At 68.5% G+C, this 15,406-nt stretch carries 16 protein-coding genes; 6 read left to right on the forward strand and 10 right to left on the reverse strand.

Features of this window, described 5'->3' with window-relative positions; genetic code table 11:
* Positions 1-75: 75 nt before the first annotated feature.
* Positions 76-2,304 carry a catalase/peroxidase HPI gene (katG, locus tag NBRGI_RS05275; protein ID WP_029893113.1) on the reverse strand — a complete coding sequence of 743 codons (2,229 nt, stop codon included), beginning with the start codon at positions 2,302-2,304 and terminating at the stop codon, positions 76-78.
* Positions 2,305-2,567: 263 nt separating this feature from the next.
* Between katG and msrB the strand changes: the two genes are divergently transcribed.
* Both msrB and msrA read left to right on the forward strand, forming a co-directional pair.
* Positions 2,568-3,023: a peptide-methionine (R)-S-oxide reductase MsrB gene (gene msrB, locus NBRGI_RS05280; RefSeq protein ID WP_014983723.1), complete on the forward strand. Its 456-nt coding sequence runs from the start codon at positions 2,568-2,570 to the stop codon at positions 3,021-3,023.
* Positions 3,020-3,535, forward strand: a complete 516-nt coding sequence (gene msrA / locus NBRGI_RS05285) for a peptide-methionine (S)-S-oxide reductase MsrA (RefSeq protein WP_029893114.1) — start codon at positions 3,020-3,022, stop codon at positions 3,533-3,535. The genes msrB and msrA overlap by 4 nt, the downstream gene beginning before the upstream one ends.
* A 78-nt stretch (positions 3,536-3,613) precedes the next feature.
* On the opposite strand, the gene NBRGI_RS05290 is transcribed toward msrA, so the two are convergent.
* The 3 genes from NBRGI_RS05290 to NBRGI_RS05300 form a co-directional block, all read right to left on the reverse strand.
* Complete coding sequence (locus NBRGI_RS05290; RefSeq protein WP_029893115.1) at positions 3,614-4,618, reverse strand: LLM class flavin-dependent oxidoreductase; 1,005 nt, start codon at positions 4,616-4,618, stop codon at positions 3,614-3,616.
* Positions 4,619-4,637: 19 nt separating this feature from the next.
* Positions 4,638-4,931, reverse strand: a complete 294-nt coding sequence (locus NBRGI_RS05295) for an ArsR/SmtB family transcription factor (RefSeq protein WP_226887405.1) — start codon at positions 4,929-4,931, stop codon at positions 4,638-4,640.
* A gap of 157 nt (positions 4,932-5,088) precedes the next feature.
* The gene (locus NBRGI_RS05300) at positions 5,089-5,865 is read right to left on the reverse strand and encodes a ferritin-like domain-containing protein (RefSeq protein ID WP_235210860.1); all 777 of its coding nucleotides are present in this window, start codon (positions 5,863-5,865) and stop codon (positions 5,089-5,091) included.
* 83 nt (positions 5,866-5,948) lie between these two features.
* Here NBRGI_RS05300 and NBRGI_RS05305 point away from each other — a divergent pair, with 83 nt between their 5' ends.
* The 3 genes from NBRGI_RS05305 to NBRGI_RS05315 all read left to right on the forward strand — a co-directional run bounded on the left by NBRGI_RS05305 (position 5,949) and on the right by NBRGI_RS05315 (position 8,318).
* A complete protein-coding gene (locus NBRGI_RS05305; RefSeq protein WP_029893118.1) occupies positions 5,949-6,821 on the forward strand; it encodes an NAD(P)-dependent oxidoreductase in 873 nt (290 codons plus the stop codon).
* A 45-nt stretch (positions 6,822-6,866) separates the two neighbouring features.
* Positions 6,867-7,013: a hypothetical protein gene (locus NBRGI_RS45840; RefSeq protein WP_014983729.1), complete on the forward strand. Its 147-nt coding sequence runs from the start codon at positions 6,867-6,869 to the stop codon at positions 7,011-7,013.
* 372 nt (positions 7,014-7,385) lie between these two features.
* Positions 7,386-8,318, forward strand: coding sequence for a hypothetical protein (locus tag NBRGI_RS05315; protein ID WP_235210861.1), 933 nt, complete (start codon positions 7,386-7,388; stop codon positions 8,316-8,318).
* Between the two features lie 42 nt (positions 8,319-8,360).
* On the opposite strand, the gene NBRGI_RS05320 is transcribed toward NBRGI_RS05315, so the two are convergent.
* Positions 8,361-9,353 (reverse strand): EamA family transporter, encoded by a 993-nt coding sequence (locus NBRGI_RS05320; protein WP_051727514.1) that lies wholly within the window; start codon positions 9,351-9,353, stop codon positions 8,361-8,363.
* A gap of 38 nt (positions 9,354-9,391) precedes the next feature.
* Here NBRGI_RS05320 and NBRGI_RS05325 point away from each other — a divergent pair, with 38 nt between their 5' ends.
* Positions 9,392-9,922, forward strand: coding sequence for a CGNR zinc finger domain-containing protein (locus tag NBRGI_RS05325; RefSeq protein ID WP_029893121.1), 531 nt, complete (start codon positions 9,392-9,394; stop codon positions 9,920-9,922).
* Here the strand turns inward: NBRGI_RS05325 and NBRGI_RS05330 are convergent.
* The 5 genes from NBRGI_RS05330 to NBRGI_RS05350 all read right to left on the reverse strand — a co-directional run bounded on the left by NBRGI_RS05330 (position 9,919) and on the right by NBRGI_RS05350 (position 15,194).
* The gene (locus NBRGI_RS05330; RefSeq protein WP_029893122.1) at positions 9,919-10,467 is read right to left on the reverse strand and encodes a YaeQ family protein; all 549 of its coding nucleotides are present in this window, start codon (positions 10,465-10,467) and stop codon (positions 9,919-9,921) included. The two genes, NBRGI_RS05325 and NBRGI_RS05330, sit on opposite strands and share 4 nt — an antisense overlap.
* Before the next feature lie 12 nt (positions 10,468-10,479).
* Entirely contained in the window at positions 10,480-11,043 is a 564-nt protein-coding gene (locus NBRGI_RS05335) for a hypothetical protein (RefSeq protein ID WP_029893123.1), read from the reverse strand.
* A 263-nt stretch (positions 11,044-11,306) separates the two neighbouring features.
* Positions 11,307-11,732, reverse strand: a complete 426-nt coding sequence (locus tag NBRGI_RS05340; protein WP_029893124.1) for a hypothetical protein — start codon at positions 11,730-11,732, stop codon at positions 11,307-11,309.
* A 22-nt stretch (positions 11,733-11,754) separates the two neighbouring features.
* Positions 11,755-13,215: a M20/M25/M40 family metallo-hydrolase gene (locus tag NBRGI_RS05345; protein WP_235210862.1), complete on the reverse strand. Its 1,461-nt coding sequence runs from the start codon at positions 13,213-13,215 to the stop codon at positions 11,755-11,757.
* A gap of 44 nt (positions 13,216-13,259) precedes the next feature.
* Entirely contained in the window at positions 13,260-15,194 is a 1,935-nt protein-coding gene (locus NBRGI_RS05350) for an ABC transporter ATP-binding protein (RefSeq protein WP_029893126.1), read from the reverse strand.
* Positions 15,195-15,406: the final 212 nt, after the last annotated feature.

A 15,406-nucleotide genomic window follows, 5' to 3' on the forward strand; every position in this document is an offset into this window, starting at 1 on the left:
AGCCCCGCACACCGGGTCGGCGTGCGGGGCTGCGGGGGAGTGGTCGCGGACCGGTGTGCCGGTCAGCGCACCAGGTCAGACCAGCTCGAAGCGATCCAGGTTCATCACCTTCACCCAGGCGGCGATGAAGTCCCGCGCGAACTTCTCGTTCGCGTCGTCGGTGGCGTAGACCTCGGCGAGCGCACGCAGCTGCGAGTTCGAGCCGAAGACCAGATCGACCCGGCTGCCGGTCCAGCGCACCGCGCCGCTGTCGCGATCGGTGCCGTCGTAGCTGCCCTCGTCGCCCGCCGGCGCCCACCGGGTGCCCATGTCGAGCAGGTTCACGAAGAAATCGTTGCTCAGCACACCCGGGTTCGCGGTGAACACACCCGCCGCGGACTGTCCGTGGTTCGCGCCGAGCACGCGCAGTCCGCCCACGAGGACCGTCATCTCGGGCGCGCTGAGGGTCAGCAGGTTCGCCCGATCGACGAGCAGGTACTCGGCGGGCAACCGATTGCCTTTGCCCAGGTAGTTGCGGAAGCCGTCGGCCGCGGGTTCCATCGCGGCGAAGGACTCCACGTCGGTCTGCTCCTGCGTGGCGTCGGTGCGTCCCGGTGTGAACGGCACCTCGAGCTCGAAGCCCGCGCTCTTGGCGGCCTGCTCGACCGCCGCCGAACCGGCCAGCACCACCAGGTCGGCGAACGACACCCGGGTGTTGCCGGTCTGAGCCGCGTTGAACGACTCCTGGATGCCCTCGAGCACCGGCAGCACCAGCGTGAGCTGATCGGGTTCGTTGACCTCCCAGCCACGTTGCGGCTGCAGCCGGATGCGTCCGCCGTTCGCACCGCCGCGCTTGTCGCTGCCGCGGAACGACGCCGCCGCCGACCAGGCGGTCGAAACGAGCTGTGCGACAGTCAGACCCGAGGCAAGGATCTGGCTCTTGAGCGCGGCGATATCGGCCGCGCCGATCAGGTCGTGGGTGACGGCCGGAATCGGGTCCTGCCACAGCAGCGTCTCCTGCGGCACCAGCGGACCGAGGTAGCGCACGACCGGTCCCATGTCACGGTGGGTGAGCTTGAACCAGGCCTTGGCGAACTCCTGCGCCAGTTCCTCGGGGTGTTCGAGCCAGCGGCGGGTGATCCGCTCGTAGCTCGGGTCGAAGCGCATCGAGAGGTCCGTGGTCAGCATGCCGGGCTGCTGGGTCTTGGCCGGATCGTGCGCGTCGGGCACCAGGCCCGCGCCGCCGCCGTCCTTGGGAATCCACTGGTGCGCGCCCGCCGGGCTCTTGGTCAACTCCCACTCGTAGCCGTAGAGCGTCTCCAGGAAGCTGTTGTCCCACGCGATCGGGGTCGGCGTCCAGGTGACCTCGAGACCACTGGTGATCGCGTCCTTGCCCGCACCGGTGCCGAACGAGCTCTTCCAGCCGAGGCCCTGCTCTTCCAGCGGCGCGGCTTCGGGCTCGGGGCCGACGTGATCGGCCGGGCCCGCGCCGTGCGCCTTGCCGAAGGTGTGCCCACCGACGATCAGTGCCGCGGTCTCGATGTCGTTCATCGCCATGCGGGCGAAGGTCTCGCGGATATCGATGGCGGCCGCGAGCGGATCCGGATTACCGTTGGGGCCTTCCGGATTCACGTAGATCAGACCCATTTGCACTGCGGCCAGTGGCTTTTCGAGATCGCGATTACCGCTGTAGCGGCCGTCGCCGCCGAGCCAGGTCTGCTCCGGGCCCCAGTAGACGTCCTCCTCCGGCTCCCACTGATCGACCCGGCCGCCGCCGAACCCGAAGGTCTGGAAGCCCATCGACTCCAGTGCGACGTTGCCGGCGTAGACGATCAGATCCGCCCACGAGAGCTTCTTGCCGTACTTCTTCTTCACCGGCCACAGCAGGCGGCGGGCCTTGTCCAGGCTCGCGTTGTCCGGCCAGCTGTTCAGCGGCGCGAACCGCTGCATGCCCGCGCCCGCGCCGCCGCGTCCGTCGCTGACCCGGTAGGTGCCCGCCGAGTGCCAGGCCATCCGGATGAAGAACGGCCCGTAGTGCCCGAAATCGGCCGGCCACCAGTCCTGCGAGGTGGTCATCACCGCTTCGATATCGCGCTTCACCTCGGCCAGGTCGAGGGTCGCGAACTCCGCGGCGTAGTCGAAGTCCGGGTCCATCGGGTTGGCGACGGCCGGGTTCTTCTGCAGGATCTTCAGGTTGAGCTGGTTCGGCCACCAGTCACGGTTGCCACCGCCCTCGGTCGGGTACTTGAGGCGACCGGCCACGGGGCAACCGCCTGCGGCGGGTTCCGTGTTCGCCTCGGCGATGGGCGGGTGTTCTTCGGGCACGGATATTCCTTTCGCGATGCCTCGGGCTGCCGGTCTCGCGCACGAGACACCCCGAAGTTATGGATACGTTCATAAGTATGAACGATTCCAGTCTTGGCCGCGCGGTTTTCCCCGGATTGCTCTGAGTGCGCACGTCGATCGGGTACCAGGGCTGTCGCGCGGCCGTGTTCCGGCGAATAATGACCGAAGTGTGACGCCCGGCTGAGCGGGGACTTTCCGGATCGGACCGTTCGTTGTACGGGAAGCCGATATGAGGAGGTCATGTGGCACAGGAATACAACCGGAACCCTGCGGCGGTCTCCGCGCTGTCGCCGGAGCAGTACCACGTCACCCAGGAGAACGGGACCGAGCGCGCGTTCACCGGCGAGTACTGGGACAACCACGAGCCGGGGATCTACGTGGACGTGGTGTCGGGCGAGCCGCTGTTCGCGTCGGTCGACAAGTTCGACAGCGGCTCCGGCTGGCCGAGCTTCACCAAGCCGATCGACGCCGCGAACGTGGTCGAGAAGCGGGACTTCAGCCATCTGATGATCCGGACCGAGGCACGTTCGGCGCATGGCGACAGCCATCTCGGGCACGTGTTCAAGGACGGCCCGCGCGCCGCGGGCGGCCTCCGGTACTGCATCAACTCGGCGGCACTGCGGTTCATCCACCTCGACGACCTCGAGGCGCAAGGGTATGGACAGTACAAGGCACTTTTCACGAAGGAGGACGCGTGAGCGACACGCGAAAGGCGATTCTGGCCGGCGGCTGCTTCTGGGGCATGCAGGAATTGATCCGCAGGCAGCCGGGGGTGTTGTCGACGCGCGTCGGCTACACCGGCGGCAGCAACGACCACCCGACCTATCGCAATCACCCCGGTCACGCGGAGGCCGTGGAGATCGTCTACGACCCGGCGCAGACCGACTACCGGGCGTTGCTGGAGTTCCTCTTCCAGATCCACGATCCGACGACCAAGGACCGGCAGGGCAACGACATCGGCAGCAGCTACCGCTCGGCGATCTTCTATCTGGACGACGAGCAGAAGCGGGTCGCGCTGGACACCATCGCTGACGTCGACGCCTCGGGCCTGTGGCCGGGCAAGGTCGTCACCGAGGTGACCCCGGCGAGCGAGTTCTGGGAGGCCGAGGCCGACCACCAGGACTACTTGCAGAAGTACCCGAACGGCTACACCTGCCACTTCCCCCGTCCGGGCTGGAAGCTGCCGAAGCGGGCGGCTGCCACGCAGTAACCGCGGTCGAACGAGTTCTGGCCGGTGCCCCTGTCGCGGGGGTGCCGGCCAGAGTCGTTGTGCGTGGGTGAATTCCCGTCAGCCGACCGTCTGCGCATCGGCCATGGCGGCCGCGGTCAGCTCTACCGAGCGCACCCGGTCGGCGATGCCCGTGGCGTGATGGGCGGTGATGAGTTCGTCGGCGTCGATGGACGCGGCGAAATCGTCCAGGTAGGCCCGGACCTCGGCGGGCGTGCCGACCGCGGTGTACTTCGTCATCGCGGTGAGTTGCCCGCCGTTGGGCGAGGCCAGGAACGCGTCGATGTCCGCGTCGGAGAACTCGGCGCCCGCCGCGCCCCGTTTGATCATCATCCGGGCGCGCGCCCGGTAGGCGACGGTCTTCTGCTCCGTCGCGTCCTCGGCGTCCGCGGCGGCGAACACGTTGACCCCGGCCATCACGTACGGCTCGGCCAGCTGTTCGGACGGCCGGAACACGTCGCGGTAGACCGAGACCGCCTGGTGCAGCGCGTCGGGCGCGAAGTGCGACGCGAACGCGTACGGCAGGCCGAGCTGCCCGGCGAGCTGTGCGCCGAACAGCGACGATCCCAGGATGTACAGCGGCACAACACTTTCCGCGCGCGGCACGGCGCGCACGCCTGGTACCCGGGTGTTTCCGGTCAGGTAGCCCTGCAGCTCCAGCACGTCCTGCGGGAAGGAGTCGGCCGATGCCGGATCGCGGCGCAGCGCGTACATCGTCTTCTGATCGCTGCCGGGCGCGCGGCCCAGTCCGAGATCGATCCGGCCGGGGAACAGCGTCTCCAGCGTGCCGAACTGTTCGGCGATCACCAGCGGGGAATGGTTGGGCAGCATGATGCCGCCCGCGCCGAGCCGGATGGTCGCGGTGTGCTCGGCGACATGGCCGATGAGCACGCTGGTCGCGCTCGACGCGATGGATCCCATGTTGTGGTGCTCGGCGTACCAGACGCGGCGGTACCCGCTGCGCTCGGCGGCCTGCGCCAGCGCGACACTGTTGGCGAAGCTGTCGCGCGCGGTCTGGCCGGGCGCGATCGATGCCAGGTCGAGGATGGACAGGGCGATGGGCATGGGACGCCGCCTTTCGAGATCAGAGAACGCGCTGCAGTTGTGCGGTGAAGGCCCGGATGCGGGCGTCGTCGCGGCGGTAGTAGATCCATTGACCGCGCCGGGTGCCGGTGACGAACCCCGCGCGCTGCAGGATCGCCAGGTGCGTCGAGATGGTCGAGGCCGAGGTGCCGGCCTTCTGCTGGATCAGGCCCGCGCAGACGCCGAGCTCGGCGGTGTCGCAGGCCCGCCCGGGGAAGTGCACGTCCGGCTCCTTGAGCCACTCCAGCACCCGCAGCCGGGTCTCGTTCGCCAGCGCCTTGCATTCGTCCAGCACGCGCACCGTCCTTCGTTATTTCGCTAATTAACGAAACTACGCCGCGTGCTGCCGCTCGGCACCATGACGCAAGTCACTACAAGACGCCACGCTCGCTCAACCCACCAAGTGCAACGCCGCGGCACTCGATTCCATGCCCTCGCGTACGGAGTGCGATTCAGCCGCCGACCACGGCCGGTTGCGGTCGTGCCGGCAGGGCGGTGGGCGCGATGGCGCCGAACAGTCGCAGGACGTCGCGCACGAATTCGATGCGGCCGACGCCGAGCCGGGCCAGCGCGGGTCCGTGGTCCGCGGCGACCACCACCGTCGAGCCGGCCAGGAACAGCCACCACAGCGCCACGATCACCCGTCGCGCGCCGGGCGTGGTGGTGGCGAACGCGACCCGCAGGCGCTGGCAGTGGAACGGTACGTGCCGGAGTTCGTCGTTCAGGATCAATCCGGCGACCTGCGTGGTCAGCCGATCGTCGGTGCCGTCGCGCAACGCGCGGTAATAGCGCAGCGCGACGATCTCCGCGACCATCAGCACGGTCAGTTCCAGCCGCAGCCCGAGCATCCGGCGCAGTCGCACGAAAACCAGGTCGCTCCAATGGCTTCCGATGGTCCGCCAGCCGCCTGCCCGCAGCAACAGGCCAAGCAGCCGCGCGTGGTCGATCTCCTCGGCGATGAACAGTCGTACCGCCGCGGCGTACTCCGGATCGCCCGCGCGCTCGGCCTTGGCGATGAGATTCGCGCCGTCGCCGCTCTCGCCGACCTGGAAGCGCTGCACACTGCGCGCGACGGCCGGATGCAGCCGGGCTCCACTCGCCCATTCCGGATCGCCGAGCGCGGCCCTGGCCGCCGCCTTCGCCTCGAATTCGCTTGTCCACCGTGAGAACTCGTGCACATCCACCCTGGCGACCTCCATCTCGTCGAGCGCGCCCCCTCGGCGGCGCACCCGTTGTTCCGGCAAACCTAAACAGCCGGTGTGGAGTTCGGCAGCGCACTTCGTGGAGATCCTGTGCAGGTAGGGTCGCGGCAATGGCGAAGATTGCTTTTCTGGGGACCGGCCGGATGGGCACGGGGATGGCGGCGCGGTTGATCGCCGCCGGGCACGACGTCGCGGTGTTCAACAGATCGCCGGAGAAGGTCGCGGACCTGGTGGCCGCGGGCGCGGTCCGGGCACAGACACCGGGTGCGGCGGCCGAGCAGGCCGACGCAGTCTTCGCGATGGTCGCCGACGACGCCGCCTCGCGCGCGGTGTGGCTCGGCGCGGACGGCGCGCTCGCGGCGTCGGGCGCGCCCGGCCGATTCGCGATCGAGTGCTCGACCCTGTCCCGGCCCTGGGTGCTCGACCTCGCGAAACAGGCCGCGGCCCAGGGGTTCCGGTACATCGACTCACCGGTCACCGGACTGCCCACGGCCGCCGCGGCCGGCGACTTGCGGCTGCTGGTCGGGGCCGCGCCCGCGGATCTCGACGCGGTGCGTCCGCTGCTGGAACCGCTGTGCGGCAGCATCGTTCATTTCGGTGATGTCGGCGCCGGCACCGCGTACAAGCTGGTGCAGAACCTGTTGGGCTCCGTGCAGATCGCCGCGACCGCGGAGGTGCTGCGGATCGCCGAACTCAGCGGACTCGACCTGACGGCCGTGGTCGACACTCTCGCCCTGAGCGTTGCGGCCAGTCCGACGGTGACGCGGGTCAGCCGGCTGATGCTGGACGGCGTGCACGACCGCGATATCGCGTTCACGGCCGCGCTGCGCTCGAAGGACACCCGCATCGGGGTGGAACTGGCCGAGGCCGTGCACGCGCCCGCCGCGCTGGGGCACGCCGCCCACGACCTGTTCGTGCGGCTCGTCGAGGCGGGTCACGGCGAGCTCAACGAAACCAAGGTCATCGACCTTTTACGGGAATGATCGCGTCGAGCGCCTAGACTTCGTTTCGAAAAGGAAGGACAGCTCATGAAGCGGAATCTGAACTGCCCCTGTGGCGAGGCGATCGTCGGCGTGGACGAGGACGACCTCGTCGAGAAGACACAGGCCCACCTCGCCGCGAATCATCCGGGGCACGAGTACTCGCGCGACGAGATCCTGTTCATCGCTTACTGATCGAAGCGTGCGCAGCGATCGCTGCGCCGGTGCGGGCGAACTGGGGAGGAGTGGGGACACGCCACTCCTCGTCCCGCTACGTCTCAGTTCCAGTGCCGCACAGGGTATTTCATAATCAAGTTCACTTCTGTCGGGCGCGCGGGTCGCGGCCGGGTGAGTCGCGCCGTCGACTGCTTCGTTTGCGCGACATATTGTCTCGATTACATTCGAGCTCGAGTGACCTCGCCGCAGCGCGAATCGGCTCCCCACACCGTGTGAAACGGCAAATCCATTGCCGCGCAGCCGTGCCGGCCGTTCGCGCTGTATCCCGCCGCCGTCGCGCCCGCCGCGCGGCTCCTCTGAAGTGGGGTCCCTGTGAACCGCAAACTTTCTGTGCCCATCGTCGCCGCCTGCCTCGTCCTCGCCCTCGGACCCGGTTCGCTGGCCGTCGCGACGCCCCTGTCCAGTCTTCCCGAATCTGCCCCGGCCGCGCCTTACTGTTACGAGGAGCCGTCGCAGCCGCAGGCCGATATCAGCGACCTGAAAGCTCGCTTCAATCGGTCCAATTGGATGCCGACGCTGCAGGCCATGTATCAGCGGCGCTGGCCGAGCGGGGAGAAACTCGCGATCGCCCAGGCCAAGGACAAGTACTGGAATCAGTTCGTGGACACCAGCAGTTTCGAGGCGTTCGCGGAATCGATGATGGTGGCGATCCACGAGGAGACCCACATGTGGGATCTGGACGGTGCGCGCACCGTGTGGGATGTGCGCACCGCGTCGTGGGTCAACGCCACCCAGCAGATGCTGAACATTCCGCTGCACGGCGGCTTCCCGCGCAAGGAGATCCTGCCGCTGATCAAGGACAAGCTCAGCGACGACATGGACGGCATCTACCTGCGGGACCGCCAGCAGGGCGACTATCGCCTGCAAGGCGTGCTCGCCGAGTTGAACGCGGGGCTGACCGGTCTGCCCGCGGTCACTGTGGTGCAGGAGTACATCAAGGGGGTCGGGGCGAGCAATGCCCGCGACATCGCCGCGACCAATCTGCGGTACCTGCTGCTGTACCTGCGCGTCGCCAAGGACAAGCACCCGGACTACTGGGCGAAGATCAAGAACGAGCCCAAGGTTCGTGAGCTGGTGCTGACCCAATTCCTACGCACTGCTTACTGGTTGGAGAAGTCCGCGCCCTACACCGGCAAACTCGGCAGTCCGGATGCGGACAAGATCACCGCGAAGAACTATGCCCCGGAGAACATCTCGATTCTCGAGGAGTTCACCGGTCGCAAGGTGCGCACCGACGCACAGAAGAATTGCACCGTCTCCTGACGGGCCGGCCGGGATCACCGATGGGTGATCCCGGCTTTCGGATCAGTGATGTTCCGCCGCGACCTCGCTCCATGTGGCGTCGACGGCCGGGGTGCGGGCCGCATCGGCCAGTTCGCCGCGCCGCACGACCACCACGCCGGTGAGAATCAGGACGCCGCCGAGCAATTGGATCGCCCGGGGCGTCTCGCCGAGCAGCGCCCAGGCGAAGGCCAGCGCGGCGAGCACCTCGAACAAAGCGACGAACGAGGCCAGCCGGGAGCCGAGCAGGCGGGTGGCGACGATGCCGGAGACGTAGGCCAGGGCCGCGGTCACCGTGCCCAGAATCAGCAGCACGGGCCAGGGGGAGGCGGTGAAGTCCTGGAACACAACGGGATTCGTGGTGGCGTGCAGTGGGACGAGCCCGATCGCGCCCGCGGCGAGCAGCGTGAGCCCGCCGATGAGCAGCGCGCCTGCCGCCAAGACGGTGCCCGGCAGCGTGCCCTCGCCCTGGGCGGAGAGCAGGAAGTACGCGGCAGCGCCGATCATGGCGGCCAGGGCCCAGGCGATGCCGACCCAACTGGTGGACAGCCCGGACCGCAGGTCGATCACGAGTGCGAGGCCTGCGATGCCGAGCAGGCCGCCCGCGACGGTGGCGACGCCGGGACGTTGCCGATGGCGCAGCCAGAGCCAGCCGACCACCGCGATCGGGGCGGTGTACTCGATGAGCAGCGCCACCCCGACCTCCATCTCGGCGACCGCGTTGAAGTAGGCCAGCTGTGTGCCCGCAACGGCCAGCAGCCCGTAGGCGATGATCAGGGATGCGTTGCGGCGCAACAGCTGCCAGTCGCCGCGCAGCTGGACGAGGGCGATCGGCAGCAATACGGCGGCGGCGATGAGCACCCGGACCGCCACCACCGACGCGGCGCTCCATCCGGCGTTCATCAACCCGCGCGCCAGGGAGCCGGAGAGGCCGAACGACGACGCGGACAGCAGCGCGAACAGCAGCCCGGATCGCAAACGTCGCGGAACGGCACTGTCATGAGCAATGGTCGTCATGGGTAATGACGCTAAGGTGGTGTGTGTAACATGTCAACATGACTTTTGCTCATGACACCGAGGCGTCGCTGCTGGCCGCGGTCGAGCTGGTCAATTCGGCCGAAGAACCCGATACGCTGACCGAAATCGCCCAGCTGGAAGAGTTTTTCGTGCGGCACGTGTATACCGGCGTGCGGACCGGCGACGCCGCCGAGCTCGCGGCGGTGCGCGCGCAACGCGCCCCGCTGCGCAAGCTGCTGACCAGCGATCGGGACACCGCGGTGCGGTTGGTCAACGAGACCCTCGCCAAGCATCGGGCGACGCCGCAACTGGTCCGCCACGACGGGTTCGACTATCACATCCACGCCGTCTCGCCGGACGCGCCGCTGCCCGTGCGCATCGCCGTCGAGACCGCGATGGCGATGATCGACCTGATCCGCTCCGACGAACTGAGCAGGCTTTCGCTCTGTGCCGACAGCGCGTGCGAGGGCATCGTGCTCGATCTGTCCCGCAATCGATCCCGGCGCTACTGCAGTACCGCGTGCGGCAACCGCAACGCGGTGGCCGCTTATCGGGCAAGGCGGCGCTAGGGCTGCCCGATGGTGTGCTCCTCGACCGCCGTGCTGAATCCGGTGCCGTTGAGGTCGAGGTAGAGCGAGCGTTCGGTGACCGACAGGGTGACGGTATTGCGGCGTTCGACGACGGCTACGGCCGTGTCGATGAAATCCCGGTCGAAGCTGTACAGCGGGATCTCCGCGGCGCGATGGATGCGTTTTCCGGCGAGCTGTGCGAGCACCTTCGCCGGATCGCGGTGGGTGTAGACCGCGGTGCGTTCGGCCGCCTTGCTGCCGCGGTGCAGCCGTTCTGCGTCCGGTGCGCCGACCTCGATCCAGGCGAGGAGGCGGCCGGTGAGGTCGCGCACCAGTACCGCCGGTTCGTCGGTGGAGGACACGCCACCGTCGCTGAACGCGATGCCCTCCTGGTATTCGAGGCAGTAGGCCAGCAGCCTGGTCAGCATGAACTCCGCGGTTTCGGACGGATGCCGCGCCAACCGCAGGTCCAGTTCCTGGTAGACGTCGCGGTCGACGTCGGCCAGCTGGACGGTGAAGTTGTGCAGGGTTGCGCTGAGGGCCATAGGAGCAGGAGCTTAGTTCGGCGGCCAGAGCACCGGCTCGGCCGGGCAGAGGCTGGCCGAGCGGGTGGTCGGCACCGGACCGGTGCCGGGGGCGAACACCCACTGGGTGATCGGCCCGGCAGCTTGCCAGCGCAGCGCGCCCGCCGCGTCCGCGACTACCTGATACACCGCCTCGCTACCGTCGATCAGCTGACTGCCTACGCAGTAGTCGTTGTATTCGGTGCCCGGTTGCTGCGCACCGCGGCTGAACGTACCGGCGGGGCGGGTGCGCGCACCGGGATTCGCGACGGTGCTCGGCGCACCGGTCACCGCGCCGCGCACCCAGACCGGCGCCCCGCGATCGGCCGCGCAGGTGAAGATCCGGCCGCCGGCCGTCACCTCCATACCTTGTGCGTAACCCGTCCCGGCCCACAGGCATGCCGTGGCGGGCGCGGCTACCGCGCTGCCCGCCGCGGCCCCGGCCAACCCGAGTGCGGCGAGCGCGGCCACCGACGCGGCCATACCGCGACGCCACCGCTTCGGGGCGGCCTGACCCATGACTTCGCCAGCGAGAGAATCGTTTTCCACGTTGCCCATGCCTCGAAGGTAGGAACCGAACGGCCCCGCCCGAATCCCACCGCAGCGCCATTCCCGGCTGATACTGCGGTGGTAGGGGTGCAACCCGGAGCTCACCCCTGACCGAAACCCGGAGTGGCGCGGACGTTCCCGCGCGCGGCGCACGGAAGGCCCAGCTGGCGCCGTGGGCTGCGGCCGCACAGACCCTGAAAAAGATTCCCGCACCGGCGGCCGATCCCTAGGTGGTACGGGAAAATTCAGGGCCGCAGCACGCGAGTCCGCAGCTAGTGCAGCGCCTGTAGCACGCCGTCGGCCACCGCGTAGGTGCCGATGAACAGCTTCAGCATCCAGTGCGTGCCGTGCAGCGCGGCGATGGTCCGGGGCACGCCGGCTTCCCGCCCGAGGAAGACCGCGACCGGCACCCCGGCGATCAGGCCGAGTACCGCGCCGAGCACCGCGGCGCCGGGCAGGTCGCCGACGCCGCTGACCGCGACGATGCCTGCGAGAGCCACGGCCAGCACCGCATGTCCCGCCGAGCTGAGCAGCATCGTCCGGGTCGACCAGGTTTCTTCGGTGCGATACCCGAGCGGTGTCGCGACTTCCGGCAGGAACGCACGAAACATCGCGTCCAGCAAGAACATCAGCAGGACGGCGACCGGAAAGGTCCAGAGCGAATCGGCGGCGATCGCCGGTCCTGCGATGGCGAGCATGCGATGACGCTGTCGGTCGAAGCTACTGAGCGAGCTTTTTCACCAGGCGATAGAGGAACTCACGGCTGGCTTCGAGCCCGGCGATCGGTGCGCGTTCGTTGATGCCGTGAATCCGCCCGGCGTCGGCGGGCACCATGAACAGGCCGCTCACCCCGTACATCGGGATGCCTTTGCTCCGCGCGTATTTGCTGTCGGTCGCGCCGGTGGACATGAAGGAGCTGACGGCCGCGGTGGGGAACAGTTCCTTGGTCAGCGACGTGACCGCGGCGAGTACGTCACCGTTGATCGGCGAGATGCCGCCCGCCGGATCGAGATTGCGGGTGATGGTCAGCTTGCCGCCGTCGGCGAACGCCGCACGCAACTGCTTGTCGACGTCGTCGGGATTGTCCTGCGGGAGAATTCGGCAATTGACCGTCGCTTTGGCCTTCTGCGGCAAGGCGTTCTCCGCCTCGCCCGCGGTGAGCATGGTCGCCACACAGGTGGTCCGCAGCTGGGCGTTGTACTCGGGTAGGGCCGAAAGCCGTTCGATCGCCTCCGGACTCGGGTTGCCCGCGGCGACCGCGCGCATGTCCTCGGCTTCCGGTCCGCTGCGACTGGCGGCCAGCGCGCCGAAGTTGTCCCGGGTCGCGTCGCTGAGCGAGGCCGGGAAGCGATAGGCGGCAAGGCGATTCAGCGCGGCGCCGAGGGTGTAGATGGCGTTGTCCGGCGTCGGCACCGAACTGTGCCCGCCGTTCTCCTTGGCCTCGACCTGATAGGTCACATAGGTCTTTTCGGCAACCTGCACGCCTTGCAGGGTGGGTTTGCCGTCGACGAGCAAGGCCCGGCCGCCCTCGTTGAGCCCGTATTCGGCGCTCATCAGGTCGGCTTTGTTCTCCATCAGCCATTTCGCGCCGTTGTCTTTACCGGCCTCTTCGTCCGCGGTGAGCGCGAGCACGATATCCCGGTTCGGCTTGAACCCCTCGCGCTTCAGCTGCACCAGGCCGGAGACCAGCGCCGAGACCATGGCTTTGTCATCGATCGAGCCGCGGGCCGCGTAGAAGCCGTCCACCTCGGTGAGCTTGTACGGGTCGGTGGTCCAGCCGTCCTCGCGCTTGGCCTCGACCACGTCGAGGTGCCCGAGCAGCAGCAGTGGTTTGCGCTGGCCGGTACCGGTGAAACGGAGCACCAGGTTGCCCTTGCGGGCGACCGGCTCGAAGATCTGGATATCGGACTCGGCGAATCCGGCGTCGAGCAGCCGCCGCTTCACCGCGTCGGCGGCCACGGTCGTGCTGCCGGTGGAATGCGAGGTATCCGTCTCCACCAACTGTTTGTAGATCTCGTGGAAGAGCTTCGTATTGTCCTGCGTCGTCGCGCTCGACGAAGAGCTCGCCTCGTTCTTCGCGGCGGAATCGGAATCCGAGCTGCAGGCGGATGCGGTGAGCGCCGCGACAAGTCCCAGTGCGGCCACCGAAATCAACGGGGTACGGCGACTGAATACAGACACGTGCTGAAGCTAGCACGGCCCCAGGTGCTTCGCGGGGGGAACGACTACCCCGCCTGCGTGCTCGGTTCCAGCTGGTAGGCGGCGGCTTGCAGGGCGAACAGCTGCGCGTAGCCGCCGTCCGCGGCCATGAGTTCGCAGTGCGTCCCCACCTCGGTGACCCGGCCGTGGTCGAGCACGACGATTTTGTCGGCGTGCCGGATATTGGCCAGGCGGTGCGTGATCAGGATGGTGGTGCGGTTGCCCGGCCCCCGTCCGTTGCCGCGGCTGAGTTCCTGCAGGGACTCGAACACCGCGTGCTCGGCGCGCGCGTCCATGGCCGCCGTCGGCTCGTCCGCCACCAGCACCGGCGCGTCGCGAAACAGCCCGCGGGCCACACTGATTCGCTGCCACTGGCCGCCGGAAAGATCCCGGCCCGTGGCAAAGCGCCGGGAAAGGACGGTCGCCTCGCCCGAGGGCAATTCATCGATCACCGCGTCCGCGCCGGACTTGCGTGCCGCCTCGCGCAACGCCGCCGCCGGATCGGCGCGCTCGATCCGCCCGATGCGGATGTTGTCCCGCGCGCTCATCGGCCAGCGCGCCGGATCCTGCATGACCACCGCGACATTGCGGTAGATCGACTGCTCGTCGACGGTGGCGAGGTCGACGCCGTCCCAGCACACCCGGCCGGTCGTCGGCAGGTACAGGCCGGTGATCAGTCGCGCCAAAGTGCTTTTGCCCGAGCCGTTCTCGCCGACCAAGGCGACGACTTCGCCGCGCCGGACAGACAGGTCCACCGTCCGCAACGCGGGTTCGTCCTGGCCCGGGTAGGTGAACGAGACCGCGTGGAGCGTGATTTCGTGTGGGTCGGCCGGGGCGGTGCGGTGCGAGGCGGGCCGCGTGCGCAGCTGCGTCTGTTCCAGCAGATTCGAATAGAAATCGAGGTAGAGGATGTTCTCGTAAAGGCTGTTCACGCCGATCATGGTCTGCGACAGGGCGGTGGTGGCCATCCGCATCGCGACGACCGCGGTGCCGGCCAACGCCAGGGGCAATGCGTCGAGATAGAGCAGCAGTCCGAGTACACCGTAGGCGGCGCCGGTGCCGAGACCGGCGATCGCGCGCCCGGCCAACCGCACCCGCGCCTTCGCCAGTTCGACCCGGCTGGTCTCCGCGGTGATCTGGGTGCTGATCCGGCGATACTCGCCGAGCAGGGCGGGGCCCGCCGTGCACGCGCGCAGTTCGGCGGCGGTCTCCCGATCGGAGAGCAACTCGCTCGCGAGCGCCGTGCGTAGATGCCGGGTGACCAGGCGCACATACGACTGATAGGAGAGTTTCGCGGCGCGGGCCGAGGCCCACACATCGGGCAGCACGGCCAGCAGGACGAGCGGTGCGAGCGCGGGGTGCAGCACCGCGGCCGTGCCCACTGCCGCGCACACGTGGACGAGCGCACCGGACACATCGGTGATCGCCTCTACGCAGCGGGCGATGCTGCCCGTACCGCGTTGCAGTCCCTGACGGACGAGGTCGGCGTACTCGCTGTCCTCGAAGGCGATCAAGTCGACGCCGGCGATGGCGGTGTGCGCCCGGTCCCGCGCGCGCTGTTCGACCCGTGGCTTCAGCAGGGCTTCGGCTGTGGCGGTGCCGCTTTCGATGAGCGCGCGGGCCGAGAGCGCGGCGACGACCGCGCCGATCGCGGGCAGCGCCGACAACACCCGATGCGACGCCGGTCCCTGCGCGAGCAAGGTGGTCAGGACATCGGCGGTGGCCAGCAACCCGAACGCGGTCGCAGCGCCGCTCGCCACCGCGAGCACCGCCGTGAGCAGCGTCCAGCGCCGGGAAGCCTGCCAGGCCAGGCCGATCACCACGCGGGCGCCCGCGGGCAAGGCGAGCAGCGTGCGCCCCAGCCCGGCCTCGGCCACCTGCTTGTCCACCGTCATCCAGCTCGGTGTGCTCAGCTCGTCCACGCCGACCAGCGGGGCGGCCGCGGATTCGGTTGTGCCCATGCGGTTCTCCGTGTTCGCCGCGTCGCCCCGTAGTCGCACCATCGATCCAGGTTCGTCCGCCGGTGCTCCCGACCGGCAGAGGTCGCGGCCGGGAAAGATCGGGAAATCGTCCCGGATCGCCGGGGTCGCCTGCTCTGTCGCCCAGGGATGCCCGTGCCGCACGGTGGGAGAGGTGTATTCCACGGCGGTACTCGGCCGACGCGAAAGGAAGC

It is taken from the genome of Nocardia brasiliensis IFM 10847, assembly GCF_000710915.1.
Lineage (GTDB): Bacteria > Actinomycetota > Actinomycetes > Mycobacteriales > Mycobacteriaceae > Nocardia > Nocardia brasiliensis_A.